Source organism: Pseudomonas sp. RW10S2, assembly GCF_014268985.1.
Lineage (GTDB): Bacteria > Pseudomonadota > Gammaproteobacteria > Pseudomonadales > Pseudomonadaceae > Aquipseudomonas > Aquipseudomonas wayambapalatensis.
This window is the reverse complement of sequence record NZ_JABWRO010000018.1, coordinates 35,558-58,434: the sequence shown is the minus strand read 5'-3', so window position 1 is coordinate 58,434 and position 22,877 is coordinate 35,558. Positions and strand designations below refer to the sequence as shown.

Sequence of the window (22,877 nt, the reverse complement as noted above, 5' to 3'; positions counted from 1 at the left end):
ACGACAAGCGTGGCGCCCCTTTTACACGGCAAACACCTCAGCAGCAACGCGTCGGACGTCCGCTGGCACCGTTGTAGCGTGCATCCTGCCGCTCGCGGAAGAACGCCTTGCGGCTCATCACCGGCTCGCCCGGGTGCTGGGCCTGCATATGCGCGACGTAGGTGTCGTAGTCGGGCATGCCGACCAGCATGCGCGCGGCCTGCCCCATGCATTTGCCCATCTTGCTCAGTTTGCTCAACATCGCAGCGTTCCTCAGGCGTCGGGGATCGGCTGGAACGGTGACTCCTTGTCGCTGCGCTCAGGCTTGACCCAGGCGCGTCTGCCGACCTTCACCGCAAAGCACAGGATGCTCAGCACCACGAACAGGAACAACCCGGTCAGCACGGCGTTGGTGTAGGCGTTGAAGATCACGTGCTGCATCTGTGCCAGATCCTTGGCCGGTGCCAGCACCTGCCCGGCTGCTGCGGCATCGCTGTACTTGCGCGCCAGCGCCAGGAAGCCCATGCCCGGGTTGGGGTCGAACAGCTTGATCAGGCCCGCGGTGGTGGTGCAGATCAGCAGCCATACGGCAGGCAGCAAGGTGACCCAGACATACTGCTGGCGCTTCATGCGGATCAGCACCACCGACGCGAGCATCAGGGCGATGCCGGCCAGCATCTGGTTGGAGATGCCAAACAGCGGCCACAAGGTGTTGATGCCGCCCAGTGGATCGATCACCCCCTGGTACAGCAACCAGCCCCACATCGCCACGCAGCCAGCGGTGGCCACCAGGTTGGCGGTCCAGGAGTCGGTCTTTTTCAGTGCCGGCACGAAGTTGCCCAGCAGGTCCTGGAGCATGAAACGCCCGGCTCGGGTGCCGGCATCCACGGCGGTCAGGATGAACAACGCCTCGAACAGGATCGCGAAGTGGTACCAGAACGCCATGGTGTTCTCACCCGGCAGCGCCTGGTGCAGGATCTGCGCGATACCCACGGCCAGGGTCGGTGCACCACCGGCGCGGGCCAGGATCGAGTGCTCGCCGATGTCGGTGGCGGTCTGCTGGAGGATTTCCGGGGTGATGGTGAAGCCCCAGTTGCTGACGGTCTGCGCCACCGACACGACGTCGGCACCGACCACTGCGGCCGGGCTGTTCATGGCGAAGTACACGCCCGGCTCGATGACCGAGGCGGCAACCATGGCCATGATCGCCACGAACGACTCCATCAGCATGGCGCCGTAGCCGATGTAGCGAGCATGGCTTTCGTTGGCCAGCAGCTTGGGCGTGGTGCCGGAGCTGATCAGCGCATGGAAGCCGGACACTGCACCACAGGCGATGGTGATGAACAGGAACGGGAACAGCGCCCCCTTCCACACGGGGCCTGTGCCGTCGACGAATTGGGTGATGGCCGGCATCTTGAGCTCAGGCGCGATCACGAGGATACCGATGGCCAGCGCCACGATGGTGCCGATCTTGAGAAAGGTCGAGAGGTAGTCGCGTGGCGCCAGAATCAGCCAGATCGGCAGCACAGCGGCGACGAAACCATAGCCGATCAACATCCAGGTGATCTGCACGCCGGTGAAGGTGAACGCTGGGCCCCACACTGGATCCGCGGCAACCATGCCGCCGCCCCAGATAGAGGCAAGCATCAGTGCCACGCCGATCACCGAGATCTCGCCGATACGACCCGGGCGCAGGTAGCGCAGGTACACGCCCATGAACATGGCGATCGGGATGGTCGCCATCACCGTGAACATGCCCCACGGGCTCTCGGCCAGGGCCTTGACCACGATCAGCGACAGCACCGCAAGGATGATGATCATGATCAGGAAAGTGCCGAACAGCGCGATGGTTCCGGGGATCGAGCCCATTTCCTCGCGTACCAGGTCGCCCAGGGAGCGGCCATTGCGGCGGGTGGAGATGAACAGGACCATGAAGTCCTGCACGGCCCCTGCCAGTACCACACCGGCAATCAGCCAGAGCGTGCCGGGCAGGTAGCCCATCTGCGCGGCGAGCACCGGGCCGACCAGCGGGCCGGCGCCAGCGATGGCGGCGAAGTGATGGCCGAAGAGGATGTGCTTGTTGGTCGGTACGTAGTCCAGCCCGTCGTTGTGCAGCACGGCCGGGGTGGCGCGGGTGGAGTCCAGTTGCATCACCTTGTTGGCGATGAACAGGCTGTAGTAGCGGTAGGCAACGAGGTAGATGGCGACGGCTGCGGTGACGATCCACAGGGCGCTGATGGCTTCGCCCCTGCGCAACGCCACGGTGCCCAGCGCGAATGCGCCCAGCAAGGCAATGGCGAACCAGGCAATTCGGGTAGCCAGTTTGGTCATCGGGATTTCTCCTGTCGCGACGGGTGTGCCGGCGACGGTTTTTGTTTTTGTGGGTGCCCGGGTAGGGACGACGACACTCTCGGCGTACTGGGTCCACAAGAACATTCGCAGTACTACGCGTAAGTACTACGTAGAACTACGTAGAGGGGGTGTCAGTGAGGGTTGCGGTGCGCTTTTCGCGGGCAGTGCCCCAATCCTCCGAGGCGGTTTCTGGCATTGTTGGCACGACTATTGATTTATGATTCCACAACGATTGTTGAACAATCATAAGTGGAGCGTACTTCATGTCCCGAGCAACAGCCCTCACCCTCGCCCTGACCCTCAGTGCCGCCGCACAGGCCGCCGACGGCACCTTGCAGTCCGATCGCCTGTCCATCGGCTCGGACCTCACCTACCCTCCCTACACGTACCTCGACCAGGGCAAGCCTGCCGGCTTCGATCCCGAGTTCATGACCCTGCTCGGCCAGCACCTCAAGCTCGCCCCCCAGTTCCAGGACACCCGCTTTGCCAACCTGGTGATGGGCGTAAACGCTCGACGCTTCGATGTGGTCGCCTCGGCCCTTTACGTCACCCCTGAGCGCGCGGCGCAGGTCGATTTCCTGCCCTACCTCAAGAGCGGTGCCTCGCTGATGGTGCGTGCCGATGACAGTTTCCGCCCGCAAGCGCCCCAGGACCTGTGCGGCAAGCGCATTGGTTCGATCAAGGGTGGGTCGTGGATTCCCAAGCTGATGGCGCTGTCAAAAAGCCACTGCGAGGCCAACGGCCAGGCGCCGATCGACTCGCGCGAATTCCCCACCTCACCGGAGGCGGCCCAGGCCCTGCTGGCCAAGGCGGTCGATGTGCAGTTCGAAGACGCCGCAGTGGCGGCCATCACCGCCGACAAGCTCAAGGACCGAGTGGTGATCAGTTCCCACGAGCTGATCTACCCGGTGGTCATTGGCCTTGCCGTGCGCAAGGGCAACGATGCACTGCTCGGTGAACTGCGCCAGGGCTTCGAGGCCATGAAGCGCAGTGGCGAGTACCAGACGCTGTTGACTCGCTACAACCTCGGCGAGCCCAGCCCTGCCGAAGTGGCCCAGGCCCTGGGCCAGAATCCTCAAGCGAAAGCGCAGTAAGCAGGAGCGTCGAGCATGCAATTCGATTGGGATTATGCCGCCGGCCTGCTGGTCAACGGCGACTTCTGGAAGGCGGTCGGCACCGTGGTGGAGTTGAGCGTCGAGACCTGGCTGCTGGGCATCGTCTTCGGCTTTGTCCTGGCGCTGGCGCGGCAGTCGAGCAACCGCGCCCTGAACCGCGGCGCGGCACTGTACATCTGGTTCTTCCGCAGCCTGCCGCTGCTGGTGCTGCTGATCTTCGTCTACAACCTGCCCCAGGTCTTCCCGAGTACCAGCGTGTTGCTGTCCAACCCCTACGCCGCCGGCCTGATCGCCTTGGTGCTGAGCGAATCGGCCTATATCGCCGAGATTCATCGCGGCGGCCTGCTGGCAGTGGCCAAGGGGCAACTCGAGGCCGGCAAGGCGCTGGGTATCCGCTACACCGGTGTGCAGCGCCTGATCGTGATTCCACAGGCGTTGCGGGTGGCATTGCCGACCCTGGCCAACGAGTACATCACCATCGTGAAGCTGACCTCGCTGGTGTCGGTGATTTCGCTGTCGGAGATCCTGCTGGTCGGCCAGCAGCTGTACACGCAGAACTTCCTGGTAATGGAGACCATGCTCGCGGTCGCCTTCTACTATGTGCTGATCGTCACGGTGTTCAGTTACCTGCTACGTCGCCTGGAGCAGCACCTTGACGTCACCCGGCGCCAGCCCAAGGCCATTGCCGATGGCCCGGCGCAACCGGCGCCTGCCCGGCGCGAGACCGCACCCAGGCAGGGCGACTTCGCCCTGCGGGTGTTCGGCGCGCGCAAGCACTATGGTCAGCTGGAAGTACTCAAGGGCATCGACCTGGACATCCGCTTCGGCGAAGTAGTGTCGATCATCGGGCCTTCGGGGTCGGGCAAGACTACGCTGATCCGTACCCTGAACGGCCTGGAGGGCCTGGATCGTGGCCAGGTCGAGCTGTGCGGCGCGCCGTTCCTGCGCGGGCGTGAAGAAGACGGCGGCAGCCTCGGCAATCGCTTGCACATGGAGGGCATCGTCCAGGTCGGCATGGTCTTCCAGGGTTTCAACCTGTTCCCGCACAAGACGGTGCTGGAGAACGTGATACTCGCCCCACGTCACCATGGCCATGCCAGCGACACCGACCTGCGCGCCTTGGGCTTGGCGCTGCTGAGCAAGGTGGGCCTGCGCGAGCATGCCGGCAAGTACCCGCACCAGCTCTCCGGCGGCCAGCAGCAAAGGGTGGCGATCGCCCGGGCACTGGCCATGCGCCCGCAGGTGATGCTGTTCGACGAGCCGACCTCGGCGCTCGATCCGGAACTGGTCGGCGATGTGCTCAAGGTGATCGAGGACCTCGCCCGCGAGGGCATGACCATGGTCATCGTCACCCATGAAATGAAATTCGCCTTCCAGGTCTCCGACCGCGTGGTGTTCATGGAGCGCGGAGAGATCATCCAGGCCGGTGCGCCGCGCGAGTTGCTCGACAACCGCAGCGAGCGCATGGGCCGCTTCCTCAAGGACGTGCAACTGGCATGAGCAGCAAAGTCCCGGAAAAGACCGGCGAAAGCCTGCCCCTGGCCGACCAGGTGGCCCTCGAACTGCGCGAAGACATCATCGGCGGCCGCCTGGTCTCAGGCATGCCGCTGGTCGAGGCAGAGCTCACCGGCCGCTATAACGCTTCGCGCAACACCGTACGCGAGGCCCTGCACCAGTTGGGTCACGAAGGCCTGACCACCTACGTGCGCAACAAGGGTGTGATGGTGCGCAGGCTGGGTGTCGCCGAGGTGCGCGATATCTTTCTGGTGCGCCGCACACTTGAGGTGCAGGCGATCCACGGCAGCAAGCCGCTGCGCGAATACCAGTCCGACCGCATGCTCGACGCCATCGAGGCGGCCGAACTTGCCCGTGATCGTGAAGACTGGCAGGCCTTCGGCACCCACAGCCTGCGCTTTCACCAGCACATCGTCGGCCTGCTGCGCAGCCCGCTGCTGGATGCCTTCTTCACCAATATCGCTGCGCAGATGCGTCTGGTGTTCGCCGTTGCGCCCGATGAAAAGAACTTCCAGAGCCCGTGGCTGGAGCGCGACCGAGAGATCCACGACCTGCTCGCCGACGGCTTGCGTCACGATGCCGCCGAAGCCATGACCCGTTACCTGGACGACTCCGAGCACGCCCTGCTCGACCTGTTCAGCCATCCACCCCGTTCCTGAAACCGGAGACCTACCCATGTACAAGGATTATCCCGCCGCCTACCAGGTCAGCAAAGGCGCTGCCCTGCAGGTCGACAAGCCTTTCTATGACCGCGTGCGCGAGCGCCAGGATGCACGCACGCTGATCGAGCAGTTCGAAGTGCCGATCCGCACCGGTCGCGCCTGGAAGGTGCCGGCCGGCCACGTGTTCCGCGTCACCACCCCAGTCGGCCCGCAGGTCGGCGACTTCAACATCTGGAACGCCAACGACCCGCGTGAGCGCCTGTGGGCGGCCCGTACCCGCCAGTTGCAGGGTGCCCACGTCACCACCTACGACCGACTGTGGTCGAACCTGCCATTCCTGCGCCCGCTGGTAACCATCACCGACGACAGCCTGGCCGACTACGGCATCGACGAACACGGCGGACGCCTGCACGACCTGCTCGGCACCCGTTGCGACCCCTACGTGAACAAGATGCTCACCGGCGAGGACTTCCATCACCACTGCCACTCCAACCTCACCCGCGCCGTGTTGCCCCATGGGCTGACCGAGTTCGACGTGCACGATGTGCTGAACATCTTCCAGTGCACCGGCCTGAACCATGACGACATGTACTTCATGAAGGCCTGCCCGGCCAAGCAGGGTGATTACCTGGAGTTCTTCGCCGAAATCGATGTGCTGTGTGCGCTGTCGACCTGCCCGGGCGGCGACCTCTCACTGCCGATGTGGGGGCCTGAGGCACAGGACCCGCTGTCGGTCTGCCGACCGCTGGGGGTGGAAATCTACAAGCTCGACGACAGCCTGCTGGAGGGCTGGACGCAGCCCAAGCGCGCCAGCTACAACGGCATGCACGGGCTGGCGATCGGCAAGGCCGAGTGGGAATGATCGGCTGAGCTGGAGGGCGGCGGTTCGCCGCCCCGACGTGCCCGTGAAAAGAACACCGCGGTGAAAGGCACCGGCTTCGCCGGTGATCGCGGGACTAGCCCGCTCCCACAGGTAACACCGCAGTATTCAGAAGTTGCGGAGCTCTTGTAGGGGTAACTTTCTTGTTGAAAATCTAAAGGTCAGCCCAATCCCTGTGGGGGCGGCGGTTCGGCGCCCCGACTGGTCCCGCGAACACGGGCGTAGCCCGTGCCAGGCAGCGCGGTGTCTTTTTCAACGATCAGAGACCTGCTCCAGAAAGATCAAGCGCAGCGGCTCGCCCAACAGCATTTCGCTCTGCGCCGCAAACCGCTGGAAATACGGTGCGGCGAAATGCGCATCAAGCGCGGCCTGGTCGACGAACGCCTCGCGCATGTAGAACGTCCCCGGCTCATCCTTGCCCTCGAACAGCACATAGTCCAGATTGCCTGGCTCCGCGCGGGTCGGTTCAATCAGTTCCAACAACGCCTGCTTCAGTGCCAGCGCCCTGCCCTCGCGGGCCTTGAGTACTGCAATCGATACCAGCGGATTGTTCGTTACCTGCGCACCCATCGTCACATCTCCAACACGTTTGAGTTGCGCACAGTATTGCCGGGGCGATGGCCGGCAAACAGCCGCGCCGCCCGATAACACTTTCAACGCGATGCGGAAAATCGCTCAGGCCAGCGTTTGCTGCACCTGGTCAACGGTTCTCGCCAGGCTCTCCAGGTGCAGCCCCAGCACCCGCTCTACCGGTGCCTGGTCCAGTGGCCAGTGCAAGGCGATGCTCCCCGCCAGCCGTCCTTGCGTGTGGACCGGCAAGGCGATGGCGCGGATCAGGAACGGTAGCCGCACCGGATACTCCCAGTAACCTTCCGTGCGCCGGGCAAAACCTTGCTGTGTCTCGTCCTCGATGCCGCGCAGCAGTGTGTCGTCCCCCAGGTGCGCATGCTCGGCCAGGCGCTCGACCTCATGCTGCTCCAGCTCGCCCAGGCAGGCGCGCCCCATCGCCGAGTGGAACAGGCTGGCGTGGTGGCCGACGATCTGGCAGTTGTTCGGGTAGCGCTTGCGCAACACCTGGGGAATCGCGCTCTCCATCACTTCCAGGCGCTGGCCGTCGAAGCATGACAAGTCGGCCACCAACCCGGTGCGCTCGCTGAGCTCCAGCAACAGGGGCGCGGCGCTTTCGACCATCTGCCGCTTGAACCGCAACTGGCCGTCGCCGAACAGGCGCCGCGCGCGCAGACGGTAGCGGCGGTCGCTCAGGCCCCGGTAGGTCCAGCCCTGCTCCTGCAAGGTGGCGAGCATGCGCGATACTGTGGCCTTGGGTAACGCCGTCAGGTAGTGCAGCTCCTCCAGCCCAAGGGCCTGGTGCTCACCCAGCAATTCGATGATCGTCAACGCCCGCTCAACCGATCGCACGCCACCGCCGTCTCCATTGCCGCTCATGTTCGCCTCCGTGTCTGCACCAGGATCGTCACATTGCCCAGCAAGATATGCGCCTGCAAGGGCTTCAGCGCGCCAGCAGGCTCGGCGGCGGGTAGCGCTCGACCCAGCGGGTCAGTTGCTCGTGGGCATAGGCCAGGCGCAGCACCGCCTGATCGGCCTGGGCCGGGCCGATGATCTGCATCCCCATCGGCAGGCCCTGTGCATTGAAACCGACCGGAACGCTGATGCTCGGCAACCCGGCCAGGGTCGGGCCGATCACCACCTCCATCCAGCGGTGATAGGTGTCCATCGCCCGCCCGCCAACGACCTGCGGCCAAGGTTGCTGTGCGTCGAAAGGAAACACCTGGGCCGAGGGCAACAGCAGAAAGTCGTAACGCTCGAACAGCCCTGCCATCGCCCGGTACCAGTCGCTGCGCGCCAGCGACGCCTGGTAAAGTGCAGCGGCGCTCAGTTGCAGGCCGCCCTCGACCTCCCACTGCGCCTCCGGCTTGAGCAATGCGCGCCGACTCGGGTCGGCGTAGGCCGCTGCGAGGTTGCCGTGCACCAGAAAGTGGCGATGGGTCAGCCAGCATTGCCAGAGGCGCTCCAGCGGGTAGTCCGGCTGACAGGCCTCGACCTTGCACCCCAGGTTCTCGAAGTCGCTCAATGCGGTTTCGCACAGGCTCAGCACGCCATCGTCCATGGGCAGGTAACCGTTGTAGTCGCCCAACCAGCCGACCCGCACATCGGTGAAGTCCTGTCGCAGGTCCGCAGCGAAATCCTGCATGCCATCGTTGATGGACAGCGGCACCCGCGCATCGAAGCCCGCTTGTACCGACAGCAGCCGGGCCAGGTCGGTGACGCTGCGCCCCATCGGGCCCTCGGTGGCGAGTTGCTGGACGAACATCTCCGGCGCCGGACCGTGCGGCACGCGGCCCTGGGACGGGCGCAGGCCAAACACATTGTTGAACGCCGCCGGGTTGCGCAACGAGCCCATCATGTCGCTGCCATCGGCCACGGGCAGCAGGCGCATGGCCAGTGCCGCAGCGGCCCCGCCGCTGCTGCCGCCGGCTACCCGGCTGGGGTCGTAGGCGTTGGTGGTGGTGCCGAACAGCGTGTTGTAGGTCTGCGAGCCGAGGCCGAATTCCGGCACGTTGCTCTTGCCGAGGATGATCGCGCCGTTGTGCCGAACCCGCGCCACGCTGATGGCGTCCTGCTGCGGCACCTGCTCGGCGAACAGCGGCGAGCCCAAGGTGGTACGAAGGTCAGCCGTGGCGGCCAGGTCCTTGATGGCCTGGGGCATGCCATGCATCCAGCCGCGGGACTGGCCGCGGTCGAGCTCGCGGTCGCGTGCGTCGGCCTCCCTGAGCAGTTGCTGTGCCGGACGCAGCGACACCAGGGCGTTGACCTGCGGATTGACCCGCTCGATGTGCGCAAGGTAGGCCTGCATCACCTCGCGGCAGGACACCTGGCGAGCATGGATCGCCCGGGACAGGTCGCTGGCATCCAGCGCGACGACAGGGTCGAGATCTAGCGGTTTCACGGTTTTACTCCAAGTTCGAGGACGGCAGGCGCGCGTAGCCGCACGGCGTCTTTCAGACAATAGGTGCCCAGCAGTGTCAGCACGCAGGCGAACAGCACGTAGAACGACGGCGCCACGGGCGTGTTCAAGACCTTGGTCAGCCAGGTGACGATCAGCGGCGCGAAGCCGCCGAACAGCATCACTGCCACGTTATACGCCACCGACACCCCCGTTGAGCGGACTGCGATGGGGAACTGCTCGGCCAGCGCCGTGGGTGCCGGCCCATAGAAACCACCGATCATGCTGCACAGCGCCAGTTGCATCACCAGCAGGCGCTCGACCGACGGTGCTGCGGCGACCCACAGGTGCAGCGGGTAGACCATCAGGAAAAAGCCCAGGGTGAAGGCCATCAGCACCGGCCTGCGGCCGATACGGTCGGACAGCGCGCCGGAGAACGGAATCACCACCGTCATCAGGCCCACCGCGAGCATCTGCACCAGCAGCACCTGGTCCAGTGGCAGCCCCAGACTCTTGTGGGCGAAAGTCGGCATGTTCACCAGCACCACATAGAAGGAAACGGTCGCGCCGCTGGCCAGGCCCATGGACACCAACAGCGCCCGGCGATGCGTACGCAGCACCTGCCACAGGCTTGGGGCCTGGTCCTTGGCTTGTTTGCGCGCCTCGAGAAACTCCTCGGGCTCCTGCATATGCTTGCGAATCCACAGCCCCACCGGGCCGATCAGCAAGCCGAACACGAAAGGAATCCGCCAGCCCCAGGCGTCCAGCGCCTCGGCTGAACACAGGTGGGTGACCAGCGCGACCATCGACGCCCCGGTGAAAACCGCCAGGCATTGCCCGACCAGTTGCCAGGAGCCGTACAGCCCCTTGCGGTGCGCCGGCGCGCTCTCCACCAGAAATGCCGTGGCACTGGCATATTCACCGCCCGTGGCGAAGCCCTGCAGCATGCGCGCGACCACGATCAGCAAGGGCGCGCCCATGCCGATGGCCAGGTAGTTGGGGGCGAAGGCGATCATCGCGATGGACAGGGTCATCAGGCGAATGATCAGTTGCATGGCCGCCTTGCGCCCTTTGCGGTCGGCGTAGATACCCAGCAACACGCCGCCCACCGGGCGCATGAAGAATCCAACGCCGAAGGTCGCCAGGGCCATCAGCAGCGAGGCGTAGTCATCGTCGGAGGGAAAGAACTGACGAGCGACGATGCTGGCCAGAAAGCCGTACACGATGAAGTCATACCATTCCAGCGCATTGCCGATGACGGCGGCGACCACTTGCCGGGTGCGCGATGCGCCTGCATTCGTAGCGTGCATGGGAAATTCTCCAGAAACCAGATGTGAGGAACGCCCGCAGGAATGCGGGCTCCAGCGGCAGTCAATGAAGAAGCGCTCAGGCCGGGGCGAGCCAACGCTCGGTGAGCGCGCTCCAATAGGCGGCCCCGGTCAGCAGGATGTCGTCGTTGAAGTCGTAGGCGGGGTTGTGCACCATCGGCCGATCCACGCCGTTGCCGATGAACAGGTAGGCGCCGGGGCAGCGTTGCAGCATCCAGGCGAAGTCCTCGCTGCCCATCAGCTTGCGGGTATTGCCATCGACGGCGGCCTCCCCGAGCAGCTCGATGCCGACCTGGCGGGCGAAGGCGTTTTCGGCGGCATGGTTGATCAGCACCGGATAAGCCGGGCGGTGTTCGATGCTCACGCTGCAGCCAAAGCTCTTGGCCTGGGCGCGGATGATCGCCTGTACGCGCTCCAGGGTCAGGCGCCTGACCTCGGCGTCGAGCGCACGCAGGCTCAAGCGCAACAGGGCCTGCTGTGGAATGACATTGGCCGCCTCGCCAGCCTGCAGCGCACCGACGGTAACCACTGCCGCCTCCTGGGCATCGATATTGCGCGCCACCACGGTCTGCAGCGCCATCACCACACTGGCGGCAGCAACCAACGGGTCGACTGTCAGGTGCGGCATCGAACCATGACCACCGACGCCCTCCAGGATGACGGTCAGCAGGTCCTGGGAAGCCATCATCGGTCCTTCGCGAAAGCCCAGGTGCCCGGCGGCCAGCCCCGGCATATTGTGCATGCCGAACAGCGCATCACAGGGGAAACGCTCCAGCAGGCCATCGGCGAGCATCGCCTCGGCCCCGCCCTGCCCCTCCTCGGCCGGCTGAAAGATCAGTGTCAGGGTGCCGTCGAAGCGCCGGGTCGCCGCCAGGTAGCGAGCAGCGCCGAGCAGCATCACGGTATGTCCGTCGTGTCCGCAGGCATGCATGCAGCCTGGGTGTCGGCTGCTGTAGGCCGCGCCCGTGGCCTCGACGATCGGCAACGCATCCATGTCGGCGCGCAGCCCCAGGCGGCGCGTGCTGCTGCCGTTGCGCAGCACAGCGACCACGCCGGTGCGGCCGATCCCGGTGTGGACCTCGTAACCCCACTCGCGCAGGGCCTGGGCGACCAGTGCCGAGGTGCGGTTTTCCTCGAAGCCCAGTTCCGGGTGGGCGTGGATATCCTGGCGCAGTGCATGAAGTTCGCCGGCAACGTCGGCGAGCCAGGCCAGGATGTGCGGGTGCTTGGATGGGTTCATCGGCATCTCCTCGCGCGGGTTGCAGTCCCGCTTTTGTTATTCGCTCGGGGATTGCGGCACGAGAGGCAGGCCGCACGTGCTGTCAGATAAACCCGACGGCGCGACGCCGACAATCGAATGTGGTTCCGCCCTGTGGAACCCAACCTGCAGCCTGGCTGAAAGCGGCCATGAGGTGCCTGCAGGGCTGGATGGATCAAGGGCTGATCGAACGCACTGCACCGGAGCACCTGCTGCTGTTCATCTGGTCGACGATCCTGGCCCACGTGCGCTTTGCCACCGTGCCGCAGCTGGGCAAGTGAACTGGCCGGTGGAAGATGCCAAGGGGCAGGCACTGGTGCAGATGCTCACGCGCATGGTGCTCGGAAGCGTTTGCCAGCCTGCCGGAATAGAAGCGCCTTTGAACCCGAAGACGCCACTGTGGCAACCCGCAGTCGGCGAATCGTTATAACCAATAATCTATAGCGAACCACCCTGCAGTACGTTCATTTCACGCTGCCCGACCCAGTCGTAGTGACCGCCTCGCTCTCCCACAGGCTGAGCTGAAACGCAGGGTCGATGAACGCCTCGCGGCTCATGTTCGCGATGTCGTTCATCCCGCTTAGCACGTTGTCGACCCATTGCTGATTGCCTTGTGTCGAGGCGACGTTTGCCAGCAGATCCTCGCAGATCCGTTTCAGTTGCTCGTTGTCTGTCAGGTCCCGTGACATGGCTACTCTCCTGGGCGGGGCATGGGGCACGAAGGCGATGGGGGCCGATAGTAGCTCATAGCCACTCTCGCGGCATCAGGGGCGGTCTACACTTCCCAGGCTTCGTAACACTCGCCAAGTCTCTGGAGGTGTCCCATGAGCAATCCCACCCAAACCACGTCATTCAGCGGCTGGGCCGCCACCGCGCCGGGAGCGCCGCTGCAGCGGCACAGCTATGATCCCGGCCCGCTGGCCGCTGACGAGGTACAAGTCGCTGTCGAGTACTGCGGCGTCTGCCATTCCGACCAGTCGATGATCGACAACGAGTGGGGGCTGACCCAGTACCCGTTCATTCCTGGCCACGAGGTGGTCGGGCGCATCGAGCAGGTCGGCGATCGGGTGACCGGGCTGCAGGTTGGCCAGCGGGTCGGGATCGGTTGGTACAAAGGCAGTTGCATGCACTGCGCGCCGTGCATGGAGGGCTCGCACAACCTGTGTGGTTCGGCCCGACCGACGATCATCGGCAGCAACGGCGGTTTCGCCGACCGCCTGCGAGCGCACTGGGCGTGGGCCATCCCGCTGCCGGACGGCCTCGACCCTGCCCTTGTCGGTCCCCTGTTCTGTGCCGGTTCGACGGTGTTCAACCCACTGCTGTCATTCGGCGTCAAACCCACCGATCGCGTCGGGGTGGTCGGCATCGGCGGGCTGGGGCACCTGGCGCTGAAGTTTCTCAATGCATGGGGCTGCGAGGTGACCGCGTTCACCTCATCCTTGAGCAAGCAGGATGAAGCCCGGCGCCTGGGTGCGCACAAGGTGGTGGCCTCCACCGACAGCCAGGCGCTCAAAGCCATTGCTGGCACCCTCGATTTCCTCCTGGTGACTGCCAATGCCGACCTGGACTGGACCGCCATGATCGGCACCCTCGGTACCCGAGGTCGGGTGAACTTCGTCGGTGTGGTACCCGGGGCTATCCCGGTGCACGTGTTCAACCTCATGCTCCAGCAGAAGAGCCTGTCTGCCTCGCCGGTCGGTTCCCCGGCGGCGATGGCGAAAATGCTCGAGTTCTGTGCACGCCACCAGATCGTGCCCCAGGTCGAACAGTTCGCGATGAGCCAGGTCAACGCGGCGATCGACCATCTGCGCAGCGGCAAGGCGCGCTACCGGGTAGTGCTCGACGCCAGTCGCTGAAACAAAGCGGTGTCATTGACGCAGAGGATGATCGACAATGTCGCGGCCGCAGGCTCAGCCCTGCGGCCAGACAAGAACAAACGGACCGCTTGCCGTCATGACGCTCTTCTACCTCAAGCTCGTTGTCACTCCCCTTCTGATGTGGGCTGTCTCCCTGGCCTCGCGGCGCTGGGGAGGGCTGCTCGGCGGCTTGCTCTCCGGCATGCCGATCACCTCGGCGCTGGTCATGATCTTCCTGTGCTTGGAACAAGGCACCGCCTTCTCCCTGAACGCCATACCGGGCGCACTCGGCGGGCTGGCAGCGGTCCAGGCCAGCTATGCCTGCTACCTGTTCGCCAGCCGCAGGCTTGGCGTGGCGCTCACGGCATTGGTGTCGCTCGCGCTGTACGGCGTGGCAGCCTATGTACTGACCCATTGGGGCAATCTGCCGGTTTCGATCGTTGTCGCCCTGTGCCTGGTGGTGCTGCTGGTCTGGGCCACGGCCCGCGAGCCACGCCCGGCGCAGCTTGCGCAGATCAGGCCGCGCTGGTGGGAAATCCCCATGCGCATGGTCGCTGCAACTAGTCTGCTGATGCTCACCACAGGCGCGGCGAGCTGGCTGGGGCCTGCCGTCAGCGGCATGCTCGCGCCGATTCCGGTGATCGCCTGGCCACTGGTGGTGTTCTCCCATGTCCAGGGTGGGCGTTTCTCCATGGCCGGGATGATCCGCGGCAACGCCATCGGTGCCGTCGGGGTGATTGCCTTCTACCTGAGCCTCGGCGCGCTGCTGCCGCACCTGGGTATCGCTCTGACCTTCCTGCTCGCCGTGGGGCTGGCGGTGGTGCTGACCGTGGGGTTGGCGACTGTGCTGCGCTCGCGCACGGCATCAACGGGCAAGTAAGGGCGTCTGGCCATGCAATTGAACAACCTCATCCGTCGTCTTGACCTGGTGACCTTGCAGTTGTTCGTCGCCATCCACGAGGAAGGTAGCCTGACCCGTGCCGCCGCGCGCGAAGCGATCGCATTGTCGGCGGCAAGCAAGCGCCTCAACGAGCTGGAAGCAGCGCTCGGCTCGCCACTGTTCGCCCGCCAGGCCCGAGGCATGAGCCTGACCCCGGCCGGGGAAACCCTGCTGCACCACGCCCGGCGCATGCTGTTCAACCTGGAGAAGATCGGCCTGGAACTGGGCGAGCACTTGCAGGGAGTGCGCGGCTACGTGCGCATGCTCGCCAACCTGTCGGCGATCATCCAGTTTCTGCCTGAAGACCTGGCGCTGTTCGCCGCAGAACACGAACGGATCAAGGTCGACCTGGAGGAGCGCCCCAGCAATGGCGTGATCCAGGGGTTGCTCGATGGCGTGGCGGACCTGGGTATCTGCTCCAGCGACAGCGACACCCGCGACCTGCTCAAGGTGCGCTACAGACGCGACCAGTTGGTGCTGGTGGTGCGTGAAGGGCATCCGTTGGCGCACCAGGCGCAGGTGGACTTCGCCGAAACCCTGGACAACGACTTTGTCGGCCTGCACTCGGCGAGCTCCATCAACATGCGTACCCACGAGGCCGCTCGCCGCGCCGGGCGGGTTTTGCGCCTGCGTATTCATGTACCCAGCTTCGATGCGGTGTGCCGCATGGTGCAGGCTGACATGGGTGTGGGGATCCTGCCGCGCAAGGCCTTCGAGTTGTTTGGCGGTGCGCTGGGGTTGCGTGCGGTGGCGTTGAGCGACGAATGGGCCGAGCGTGAGCTGCTGCTGGTGGCGCGGGACCTTGAGTCGCTGTCGCCGGTGAGCCGCTTGCTGTTCGAGCATTTGCGCGCGGCTGAGCCGGGCGGCTGAGGGGTGTCGCCCCTACCCTTCGCATTTGGCGAACGGTTGTTGCCGACACAGGATTGGTGCGTTCCCGGCCCCAGTCGTAGCCTCTGCCTCAAAGTCCAAGAACAAAGAGGTACGCACCATGCCTGCCCCGCTACAAGGCATCAGGGTCCTGGAAATAGGCACGCTGATCGCCGCCCCCTTCGCCGCTCGCCTGCTCGGTGAGTTCGGTGCCGAAGTCATCAAGATCGAAGCCCTGGGCCAGGGCGACCCGCTTCGCAAGTGGCGAAAGCTGCACGACGGCACCTCACTGTGGTGGTACCTGCAGTCACGCAACAAGAAGTCGCTGGCCCTCGACCTGAAGGCCGCTGAAGGCCTTTCCATCGTCAAGCGCCTGCTGGCCGACACCGACGTGCTGATCGAGAACCTGCGCCCCGGCGCGCTGGAAAAGCTCGGCCTTGGCTGGGATGTGCTGCACGCGCTCAATCCACGCCTGACCCTGGTGCGTATCTCCGGCTATGGCCAGAGCGGCCCATATCGCGACCGGCCTGGCTTCGGTGCAATCGGCGAGGCCATGGGCGGTATTCGCTACACCACGGGTGAACAGGGCTCGGCACCGGCGCGGGCAGGCGTCAGCCTGGGCGACTCGCTGGCGTCGCTGCACGCGGTGATGGGCGCCTTGCTCTCGCTGTTCAATGTACGTGCCAATGGCGGTGTCGGCCAGGTGGTCGATGTATCGCTGGTGGAAAGCGTGTTCAACCTAATGGAAAGCCTGGTGCCGGAGTACGACCTGCTGGGGCATGTGCGTGAACGCAGCGGTGGTGCCCTGCCCGGCATCGCGCCGTCGAACACCTACCGCACCGCCGACGGCGCGTTCGTGGTGATCGCCGGCAACAGCGACCCGATCTTCCGCCGCCTGATGCAGGCCATCGGCCGACCAGACCTGGGCGAGGCCGAGGCGTTTGCCCATAACGATGGTCGCGCCGCGCAATCGGCTCAGCTCGACGACGCCATCGAGGGCTGGACCCGCCGCCACCCGATCGACCAGGTACTGGCCACGCTGGAAGCCGCCGAGGTCCCGGCCGGGCGCATCTATTCGGTTGCCGACATCGTCAACGACCCGCACTACCAGGCCCGCGACATGCTGCTGGACAGCCAGTTGCCCGACGGCACCCCGGTGCGCATGCCGGGTATCGTGCCGAAGCTGTCGGCCACGCCTGGCCGTGTCGACTGGCAAGGCCCGGCGCTGGGCGAGCACACCGATGCACTGCTGGCCGGGCTGGGCTTGAGCCCCGATGAAGTCATCGGCCTGCGGGCCAAGGGGGTGGTGCAATGACCGATAACCACACAGACAGGCTGGTGGTGCAGGAAGTTGCCCCGCGTGACGGCCTTCAGATCGAACCGACCTGGGTGCCGACCGAAGACAAGATCCGCCTGATCGATGGCTTGTCCAAGCTCGGATTCAGCCGCATCGAAGCAGGCTCGTTCGTTTCGCCCAAGGCCATCCCAGCGTTGCGCGATGGTGACGAGGTGTTCCGTGGCATCCAGCGTCAGCCGGGTGTGGTCTATGTCGCCTTGATCCCCAATCTCAAAGGCGCAGAACGGGCAATGGCTGCTGGGGCCGACGAGCTGAACCTGGTGCTGTCGGCCAGTCAGTCGCACAACCTGGCCAACATGCGCATGCGCCGCGAACAGTCGCTGGCGGGCTTTGGCGATATCGTCCAGGCCGTGCAAGGTCAGGCGGTCAGCCTCAACGCCAGTGTCGCCACCGCGTTTGGCTGCCCGTTCGAAGGTCGCGTCGAGGAAGACCTGGTGCTGCGCCTGCTCGACGCCTACCTGGAGCTGGGGGTACAAGGCGTGACCCTGGCCGATACCACCGGCATGGCCAATCCGCGTCAGGTCGCGCGTCTGGTGCGGCGCAGCCTTGAGCGCCTGTCGGCGTCGATGCTCACGTTGCACTTTCACAACACCCGTGGCTTGGGCCTGTGCAATGTGCTGGCGGGCTACGAGGCCGGCGCGCGGCGCTTCGATGCCGCGCTCGGCGGGCTGGGCGGCTGCCCGTTCGCGCCGGGGGCATCGGGCAACATCTGCAGCGAGGACCTGGTCAACCTGTGCATCGAGATGGGCATCCCTACCAGCATCGACCTCGACGGCCTGCTGAAGATGTCGCGCACCCTGCCTGCGTTGCTCGGCCACGAGGTGCCGGGGCAACTGGTCAAGGCAGGACGCAATTGCGACCTGCACCCGCTGCCGGCCGGTCTGCCCGGCTGACTCTTCGTCACAACCAAGGGGCCGCGGCCCCGCCAGACAACAAGAACAACAAGGCCGCCCACAGGGCGGCCCGACTGGAGAACATCAATGAGTCTTTCCGCCCTGCCGCTGGGTGCCACCGATGGCGCCGACAGCGAAACAGCCCTGGTCCGCAAGGTTGCCTGGCGCCTCATGCCGTTGATCATGGTGTGTTACCTGTTCGCCTTCTTCGACCGCATCAACATCAGTTTCGCCAAGTTCCAGCTGCAGACCGACCTTGGTTTCAGCGACACCGCCTACGGCCTGGGGGCGAGCCTGTTCGTGGTCGGCTACGTGCTGTTCGAGGTGCCGAGCAACCTGATGCTGTACAAGGTCGGCGCCCGTCGCTGGATCGCACGGATCATGATTTCGTGGGGCCTGGCCACCGCTGCCATGGTGTTCGTCACCAGCGAATGGCAGTTCTACGCCCTGCGCTTCATCATCGGCGCCATGGAAGCCGGTTTCGCCCCCGGCGTGCTGTACTACCTGACGCTGTGGTTCCCGCAGCATTTCCGTGGCCGCATCACTTCGCTGCTGTTCCTGGCATCGGCCTTCGCCGGGCTGTTCGGTGCGCCGTTCTCGGGCCTGGTACTCGGTCATCTTGACGGCGTCATGCAGATGCGCGGCTGGCACTGGCTGTTCCTGCTTGGCGGCCTGCCCTGTGTGCTGCTTGGGTTGCTGGTGCTGACCCAGCTCAAGGACCGCATCGAAGACGCCGGCTGGCTCAGCGACGGGGAAAAACAGTTGCTGCGCTCACGCATCGAGCCGGCGCAGGCCGCCCATGGGCAGGGTTCGTTGCTGCAAGCGATCCGCATTCCTGGTTTTCTGATGCTCGGATTGATCTACTTCCTGATTCAGATCGCCTCCTACGGCCTGAATTTCTGGGCACCTCAGCTGATCCGCAGTGCAGGCACGGAAAACCCATCGATGATTGGCCTGCTGACGGCAGTGCCCTATATCTGCGGGGCAATCACCATGGTGGTGTGCGGCCGGTGGTCGGATGCGACCGGCGAGCGGCGTTGGTTTACCGCCGGGTTGATCAGTCTTGGCGCCATAGGGTTCCTGTGCGCTGGGCTGTTCGATGACCACACGCCCTTGTTGATCGTCTCCCTTGGTCTGCTGGGCGCGGGTGTAGTGGCGGCCATCCCGAGCTTCTGGGCGCTGCCGCCGAAGTTGCTGGCCGGCGCAGGCGCCGGGGCTGCCGGTGGCATCGCGCTGATCAACACACTGGGGCAATTGGGTGGGATCGTCAGCCCGGTACTGGTCGGGCGTATCCGCGATCTGTCGGGCAGCACCACGCCAGCGCTTTACCTGATCGCAGCCACGAGCCTGGTGACTGCTGTGCTGTTGCTGTTTGCCCTGCCGGAAAAACTGCGTACGCGGGACTTGCCGAAAAACTGAGGGCATTCGTTTGCCAGGCCCGCGGCCATCGCGTGCCCGGCAACCGAAGAAGCAGCAAAAGCAAGGCGACCAACGGTCAAACATCTGATTGTTGTTAATCCTGAGAAAATCCTGGCCCTCCATCCTCTTTCCATCGGCCTCTCTTGCAAGGCCCGGAAAGAATCAAACTACGATGGAGAGACAAACCATGAAATCCCTGCGCTATGCCCTGGCCCTGCTGGCCGCCACCGCCGTAACCTCCGCCTTCGCCGAAGGCGGCGCCGATCGCCTGCAGGAACACCATGCCCGCTGGGCCCTGCAACAGCAGCAGAGCAAAGCCATGGTGGCCAAGCGCGAAGCCGCCAAGGCCGCCCAACAAGACGCCCAGGTCAACAGCAACAGCGGCCAGGACGCAGCAGCCAAACCTTCGTCCTGATCAGCAGAGGGTGCGGCCTCCTGTCGCACCACCAGGGCTTTGGCAAGTGATGAGGCGCGGGCGTAGAATGCCGCGCCCTTTTCGCCCAGTCGCCTCGTACGGTGGCTACCGGCAGCAATGACAACGTCCGTGCCTCAGCCACATCGCGCATGTGCAACAGGCTCAACCGACCCCGCCCGATCTCGCGCTCCGAGTCTGCGGTTGAGTCTTGCCCTGGTTGCATCCCCGCCCTGGCACTTACGTGCAGCCCCGGCCCTTCGAGGTCTGGTCAGACGCGCGTGGTCGAAGAGGCTCATTCGCTGATCGATCACTTGAGGTACGTATGTCTCCGCGTTTGCTGGCGATGGCGCTGGCACCCCTGCTCGGGCTTTTCATCATTGCCCTGGGCAATGGCCTGCTGTATTCCCTGACCACCCTGCGCCTTGGCGAAGCCGGCGAATCGGCAACCATGATCGGTATCGTCTCGTCAGGCTTCTTCATCGGCCTCACCCTCGGTGCCATCTTCAACGACCGGTTGATCCTGCGCATCGGCCACATCCGTGCCTACAGCAGTTTCGCCTCGCTGATTGCCGCGACCATTCTGTTGCAAGGCCTGTTCGTCGACACCTGGGGCTGGTTCGCCCTGCGCCTGCTCAACGGCTGGGCAACGGTCGGCGTATTCCTGGTGATCGAAAGCTGGCTGCTGCTGGCCGGCGACGCGAAGATTCGTGGGCGCCTGCTGGCCCTGTACATGATCGCGCTGTACGGCGCGGGCGTGCTGGGTCAGGCAATGCTCGGCGAGCTGGTGAGCCTGGGGACCGGTGCACCGTTCACCGTTGCGGGCATGCTGGCGGCACTGTCGGTACTGCCGATCGTGATCCTGCCGCGGGTGTCGCCGCTGCTGGAGCAGGTCGAGCCGCTCAAGCCACGGCAATTGCTGGGCGTGACGCCAAGCGGCCTGGTGGGCTGTTTCGGTTCGGGTGTGGCGATTGCTGCGGTGTATGCCCTGCTGCCGTTGTATCTGCAGCGTATCGGCCTGGATGTGGGTGAAGTCGGGCGCATGATGGCCTGGGTGATCCTGGGCGCGATGCTGCTGCAGTACCCGGTCGGGCGCTGGTCCGACCGCAAGGATCGCCAGGATGTGTTGATCGCCCTGGGCACGCTGTGCGTCGTGCTGTCGCTGGTCATCCTGCTGTTGCCCCCGACCTCGGCCTGGCTGCCAGCCGCATTGTTTCTGCTGGGTGGTGGTGTGTTCGCGGTGTATCCGGTGGCGGTCAGCCACGCCGCCGACCGCGCGCCGATGGATGCGCTGGTGCCGATGATCCAGGGCCTGCTGCTGATCAACTCGCTGGGCTCGGCGATGAGCCCGCTGGCGATCTCGCCGGTGATGACCTCCTATGGCGAGGCCGGACTGTTCTGGGCCTTCGCCGTGATCAACCTGGCCATGGTCAGCTTCTTCGTCTGGCGACGTGGCAAGCGCCCCGCCCCACAACATCCGGCCCCCTTCGCGCCCACCGCGACCTTCTCGCCGACCGGCGCCGAGCTGCGCATGACCGAAGAACTGATCCATGCCGCGCAGGATCATCCGCCGATCGTCGATGCCGTCACGGGTGAAAGCGCTCCGCTCACACGCTCCGAGCCTGCCTGATCGAAGTGCCTGATCGAAGTGCCCGCGTGGGGCTGCGCCGCATCCCCACGACCGCCCGTCGCACACCGGGCACTCAGCTTCCCTGCGCGCAGCCGAACGAAGGACGATCATCCTCGTAGGAGATTTACCATGGTTCCCATGCGCCCGCTGTTTTTCTTCCTCGCCCTGGGGCTGGCTTCCAGTGCCAGCTTCGCCGCGTCCGACACCAACCATACCGATCACAAGGCACCCGCCACGCAGGGCCAGACCGCCGGAGACGGCAGCAGCGTCAACAGCCCTGGCGGCAGCAAGGGTAACGACAGCAGTGACACCGGCAGCAACGCCGACGCAGCCGACGGCAGCACTGGTGGCTCGAGCAGCACTGGCGAAGCTACCGGCAGTGGCGCCGGGGCGTCCGGTGGCACTGCCGAGGATCAGGATAGCCAGTAAGGTCTAGCGCCAGTAGCGTGGGTCATCCACCAGCCGTTCGTGCGCCTGGAACAGCACCGGCAACTGCTCCTTGAGAAAGTCCAGCCAGGTACGCACCTTGGCATCGAGATAGTGCCGCGACGGGTAGATCGCGTAGATCTCCCGTTGCCGCAACCGATACGGGGCCAGCAGCCGGCAAAGGCGGCCGTCCTCCAAGGCCTGGCTGGCCGAGTAATACGGCAACAGGCCAATCCCCATGCCAAGCTCGGTCGCCTTGACCATCGCATCGGCCACATTGGTGAGAAAGGTGTCCTGGGGCGAGATCACGCAGCTGTCGGGCGCGTCACCGAAGGGCCAGTCCTCCTCGAACAGGGGATCGACAGTGCGCAGGCAGACATGCTCGTGCAGGTCTTCAGGGCGCTTGGGGACGCCGTGGCGGGCCAGGTAGTCGGGGGATGCACACAGCACGCTGTAGATGCTGCCCAGCGGGATGGCGATCAGTTGCGAATCTGGCAGGCCCTGGCCGATGGCAATGACCACGTCATGACCCTCGGCGAGCAGGTCGGGGTTGCGCTGGGACAGGGTAAGCTCCATCACCACTTCACGGCATGAGGCGTTGTAGCGGGCTACCAACGGCATCATCAGAAGGCCCAGGCCATGGCTGCAATGCACGCGCAGCCGTCCACGGGGTGTGAGGTGGGCGCCGCGTGCTTCGTCAAAAGCCTCTTCGGTCAGCAGCATGATCTGGCGTGAGCGCTCGAGAAACCGCTCCCCCGCCTCGCTCATGCGCAGCCGCCGGGTGGTGCGATGCAGCAGGCGAGTCTGCAACTGATTTTCCAGTTCGGCGACGATCCGCGACACCTGCGCCGCCGAAATGTCCAGCGCATTGGCGGCTGCGGCGAAGCTGCCGCATTCCACTACCCGGGCGAAAGTGCGCATTGCGTGCAGCATGTCCATGACGTGACGCTCCAGCGTGATTCATACCTTGAAGGCATGAATCTATCACGGTCTAGCCCATTTATTGTGAAACACCAATGAATG

23 protein-coding genes are annotated in these 22,877 nt (G+C 64.9%); 14 read left to right on the top strand and 9 right to left on the bottom strand.

The window, feature by feature from the left end:
- Positions 1-37: 37 nt before the first annotated feature.
- Positions 38-241 carry a YbdD/YjiX family protein gene (locus tag HU729_RS06555; RefSeq protein ID WP_186709207.1) on the bottom strand — a complete coding sequence of 68 codons (204 nt, stop codon included), beginning with the start codon at positions 239-241 and terminating at the stop codon, positions 38-40.
- Between the two features lie 11 nt (positions 242-252).
- The gene (locus HU729_RS06550) at positions 253-2,310 is read right to left on the bottom strand and encodes a carbon starvation CstA family protein (RefSeq protein ID WP_186709205.1); all 2,058 of its coding nucleotides are present in this window, start codon (positions 2,308-2,310) and stop codon (positions 253-255) included.
- Positions 2,311-2,594: 284 nt separating this feature from the next.
- On the opposite strand from HU729_RS06550, the gene HU729_RS06545 reads away from it, so the two are divergent.
- The 4 genes from HU729_RS06545 to HU729_RS06530 are packed head-to-tail and all read left to right on the top strand — an operon-like array spanning position 2,595 to position 6,485.
- Positions 2,595-3,425 (top strand): ABC transporter substrate-binding protein, encoded by an 831-nt coding sequence (locus HU729_RS06545; protein WP_186709203.1) that lies wholly within the window; start codon positions 2,595-2,597, stop codon positions 3,423-3,425.
- A gap of 15 nt (positions 3,426-3,440) precedes the next feature.
- Entirely contained in the window at positions 3,441-4,946 is a 1,506-nt protein-coding gene (locus HU729_RS25950; RefSeq protein ID WP_186709202.1) for an amino acid ABC transporter permease/ATP-binding protein, read from the top strand.
- Positions 4,943-5,620, top strand: coding sequence for a GntR family transcriptional regulator (locus HU729_RS06535; RefSeq protein ID WP_186709200.1), 678 nt, complete (start codon positions 4,943-4,945; stop codon positions 5,618-5,620). The genes HU729_RS25950 and HU729_RS06535 overlap by 4 nt, the downstream gene beginning before the upstream one ends.
- Positions 5,621-5,636: 16 nt before the next feature.
- Positions 5,637-6,485, top strand: coding sequence for a DUF1989 domain-containing protein (locus HU729_RS06530; RefSeq protein WP_186709193.1), 849 nt, complete (start codon positions 5,637-5,639; stop codon positions 6,483-6,485).
- Positions 6,486-6,755: 270 nt separating this feature from the next.
- On the opposite strand, the gene HU729_RS06525 is transcribed toward HU729_RS06530, so the two are convergent.
- The 5 genes from HU729_RS06525 to HU729_RS06505 form a co-directional block, all read right to left on the bottom strand.
- A complete protein-coding gene (locus tag HU729_RS06525) occupies positions 6,756-7,073 on the bottom strand; it encodes a putative quinol monooxygenase (RefSeq protein ID WP_054891418.1) in 318 nt (105 codons plus the stop codon).
- A 105-nt stretch (positions 7,074-7,178) separates the two neighbouring features.
- Complete coding sequence (locus HU729_RS06520) at positions 7,179-7,949, bottom strand: helix-turn-helix domain-containing protein (protein WP_186709191.1); 771 nt, start codon at positions 7,947-7,949, stop codon at positions 7,179-7,181.
- A gap of 64 nt (positions 7,950-8,013) precedes the next feature.
- The gene (locus HU729_RS06515; RefSeq protein WP_186709189.1) at positions 8,014-9,471 is read right to left on the bottom strand and encodes an amidase; all 1,458 of its coding nucleotides are present in this window, start codon (positions 9,469-9,471) and stop codon (positions 8,014-8,016) included.
- The gene (locus tag HU729_RS06510) at positions 9,468-10,778 is read right to left on the bottom strand and encodes a citrate-proton symporter (RefSeq protein WP_186709188.1); all 1,311 of its coding nucleotides are present in this window, start codon (positions 10,776-10,778) and stop codon (positions 9,468-9,470) included. Before HU729_RS06510 ends, HU729_RS06515 begins: the two co-directional genes overlap by 4 nt.
- Positions 10,779-10,854: 76 nt before the next feature.
- Entirely contained in the window at positions 10,855-12,036 is a 1,182-nt protein-coding gene (locus HU729_RS06505) for a M20 aminoacylase family protein (protein ID WP_238348320.1), read from the bottom strand.
- 167 nt (positions 12,037-12,203) lie between these two features.
- On the opposite strand from HU729_RS06505, the gene HU729_RS06500 reads away from it, so the two are divergent.
- Positions 12,204-12,335: a TetR family transcriptional regulator C-terminal domain-containing protein gene (locus HU729_RS06500; protein ID WP_186664640.1), complete on the top strand. Its 132-nt coding sequence runs from the start codon at positions 12,204-12,206 to the stop codon at positions 12,333-12,335.
- A gap of 183 nt (positions 12,336-12,518) precedes the next feature.
- Here the strand turns inward: HU729_RS06500 and HU729_RS06495 are convergent, their stop codons facing one another.
- Complete coding sequence (locus HU729_RS06495) at positions 12,519-12,743, bottom strand: hypothetical protein (RefSeq protein ID WP_186709187.1); 225 nt, start codon at positions 12,741-12,743, stop codon at positions 12,519-12,521.
- Positions 12,744-12,878: 135 nt separating this feature from the next.
- On the opposite strand from HU729_RS06495, the gene HU729_RS06490 reads away from it, so the two are divergent.
- The 9 genes from HU729_RS06490 (at position 12,879) to HU729_RS06450 (ending at position 21,857) form a co-directional block, all read left to right on the top strand.
- On the top strand, positions 12,879-13,910 hold the full coding sequence (locus HU729_RS06490; RefSeq protein ID WP_186709186.1) for an NAD(P)-dependent alcohol dehydrogenase: 1,032 nt from the start codon (positions 12,879-12,881) through the stop codon (positions 13,908-13,910).
- Between the two features lie 97 nt (positions 13,911-14,007).
- Positions 14,008-14,790, top strand: coding sequence for a hypothetical protein (locus tag HU729_RS06485; protein ID WP_186709185.1), 783 nt, complete (start codon positions 14,008-14,010; stop codon positions 14,788-14,790).
- A gap of 12 nt (positions 14,791-14,802) precedes the next feature.
- Positions 14,803-15,720, top strand: a complete 918-nt coding sequence (locus HU729_RS06480; RefSeq protein ID WP_186709180.1) for a LysR family transcriptional regulator — start codon at positions 14,803-14,805, stop codon at positions 15,718-15,720.
- A gap of 118 nt (positions 15,721-15,838) precedes the next feature.
- A complete protein-coding gene (locus tag HU729_RS06475; RefSeq protein WP_186664630.1) occupies positions 15,839-17,032 on the top strand; it encodes a CaiB/BaiF CoA-transferase family protein in 1,194 nt (397 codons plus the stop codon).
- Positions 17,029-17,967, top strand: coding sequence for a hydroxymethylglutaryl-CoA lyase (locus tag HU729_RS06470; protein ID WP_186709179.1), 939 nt, complete (start codon positions 17,029-17,031; stop codon positions 17,965-17,967). Before HU729_RS06475 ends, HU729_RS06470 begins: the two co-directional genes overlap by 4 nt.
- Before the next feature lie 87 nt (positions 17,968-18,054).
- Positions 18,055-19,386 carry an MFS transporter gene (locus HU729_RS06465; protein ID WP_186709178.1) on the top strand — a complete coding sequence of 444 codons (1,332 nt, stop codon included), beginning with the start codon at positions 18,055-18,057 and terminating at the stop codon, positions 19,384-19,386.
- A gap of 187 nt (positions 19,387-19,573) precedes the next feature.
- The gene (locus HU729_RS06460; RefSeq protein ID WP_186664627.1) at positions 19,574-19,801 is read left to right on the top strand and encodes a hypothetical protein; all 228 of its coding nucleotides are present in this window, start codon (positions 19,574-19,576) and stop codon (positions 19,799-19,801) included.
- A 322-nt stretch (positions 19,802-20,123) separates the two neighbouring features.
- Positions 20,124-21,428, top strand: a complete 1,305-nt coding sequence (locus HU729_RS06455; RefSeq protein WP_186709177.1) for an MFS transporter — start codon at positions 20,124-20,126, stop codon at positions 21,426-21,428.
- 129 nt (positions 21,429-21,557) lie between these two features.
- Positions 21,558-21,857, top strand: coding sequence for a hypothetical protein (locus HU729_RS06450; protein ID WP_186709176.1), 300 nt, complete (start codon positions 21,558-21,560; stop codon positions 21,855-21,857).
- A gap of 3 nt (positions 21,858-21,860) precedes the next feature.
- Here HU729_RS06450 and HU729_RS06445 read toward each other — a convergent pair whose 3' ends face one another.
- On the bottom strand, positions 21,861-22,793 hold the full coding sequence (locus HU729_RS06445) for a LysR family transcriptional regulator (RefSeq protein WP_186709175.1): 933 nt from the start codon (positions 22,791-22,793) through the stop codon (positions 21,861-21,863).
- Between the last annotated feature and the right edge of the window lie 84 nt (positions 22,794-22,877).

Bases quoted from the DNA above. Each gene is read 5' to 3' on its own strand.
- HU729_RS06455 (WP_186709177.1), top strand. From the start codon at position 20,124: ATGTCTCCGCGTTTGCTGGCGATGGCGCTGGCACCCCTGCTCGGGCTT.
- HU729_RS06470 (WP_186709179.1), top strand. From the start codon at position 17,029: ATGACCGATAACCACACAGACAGGCTGGTGGTGCAGGAAGTTGCCCCG.
- HU729_RS06480 (WP_186709180.1), top strand. From the start codon at position 14,803: ATGCAATTGAACAACCTCATCCGTCGTCTTGACCTGGTGACCTTGCAG.
- HU729_RS06545 (WP_186709203.1), top strand. From the start codon at position 2,595: ATGTCCCGAGCAACAGCCCTCACCCTCGCCCTGACCCTCAGTGCCGCC.
- HU729_RS06510 (WP_186709188.1), bottom strand. From the start codon at position 10,778: ATGCACGCTACGAATGCAGGCGCATCGCGCACCCGGCAAGTGGTCGCC.
- HU729_RS06555 (WP_186709207.1), bottom strand. From the start codon at position 241: ATGTTGAGCAAACTGAGCAAGATGGGCAAATGCATGGGGCAGGCCGCG.
- HU729_RS06550 (WP_186709205.1), bottom strand. From the start codon at position 2,310: ATGACCAAACTGGCTACCCGAATTGCCTGGTTCGCCATTGCCTTGCTG.
- HU729_RS06520 (WP_186709191.1), bottom strand. From the start codon at position 7,949: ATGAGCGGCAATGGAGACGGCGGTGGCGTGCGATCGGTTGAGCGGGCG.
- HU729_RS06485 (WP_186709185.1), top strand. From the start codon at position 14,008: ATGACGCTCTTCTACCTCAAGCTCGTTGTCACTCCCCTTCTGATGTGG.
- HU729_RS06500 (WP_186664640.1), top strand. From the start codon at position 12,204: ATGAGGTGCCTGCAGGGCTGGATGGATCAAGGGCTGATCGAACGCACT.
- HU729_RS06490 (WP_186709186.1), top strand. From the start codon at position 12,879: ATGAGCAATCCCACCCAAACCACGTCATTCAGCGGCTGGGCCGCCACC.
- HU729_RS25950 (WP_186709202.1), top strand. From the start codon at position 3,441: ATGCAATTCGATTGGGATTATGCCGCCGGCCTGCTGGTCAACGGCGAC.
- HU729_RS06445 (WP_186709175.1), bottom strand. From the start codon at position 22,793: ATGGACATGCTGCACGCAATGCGCACTTTCGCCCGGGTAGTGGAATGC.
- HU729_RS06475 (WP_186664630.1), top strand. From the start codon at position 15,839: ATGCCTGCCCCGCTACAAGGCATCAGGGTCCTGGAAATAGGCACGCTG.
- HU729_RS06530 (WP_186709193.1), top strand. From the start codon at position 5,637: ATGTACAAGGATTATCCCGCCGCCTACCAGGTCAGCAAAGGCGCTGCC.
- HU729_RS06465 (WP_186709178.1), top strand. From the start codon at position 18,055: ATGAGTCTTTCCGCCCTGCCGCTGGGTGCCACCGATGGCGCCGACAGC.
- HU729_RS06450 (WP_186709176.1), top strand. From the start codon at position 21,558: ATGGTTCCCATGCGCCCGCTGTTTTTCTTCCTCGCCCTGGGGCTGGCT.
- HU729_RS06525 (WP_054891418.1), bottom strand. From the start codon at position 7,073: ATGGGTGCGCAGGTAACGAACAATCCGCTGGTATCGATTGCAGTACTC.
- HU729_RS06535 (WP_186709200.1), top strand. From the start codon at position 4,943: ATGAGCAGCAAAGTCCCGGAAAAGACCGGCGAAAGCCTGCCCCTGGCC.
- HU729_RS06460 (WP_186664627.1), top strand. From the start codon at position 19,574: ATGAAATCCCTGCGCTATGCCCTGGCCCTGCTGGCCGCCACCGCCGTA.
- HU729_RS06505 (WP_238348320.1), bottom strand. From the start codon at position 12,036: ATGAACCCATCCAAGCACCCGCACATCCTGGCCTGGCTCGCCGACGTT.
- HU729_RS06495 (WP_186709187.1), bottom strand. From the start codon at position 12,743: ATGTCACGGGACCTGACAGACAACGAGCAACTGAAACGGATCTGCGAG.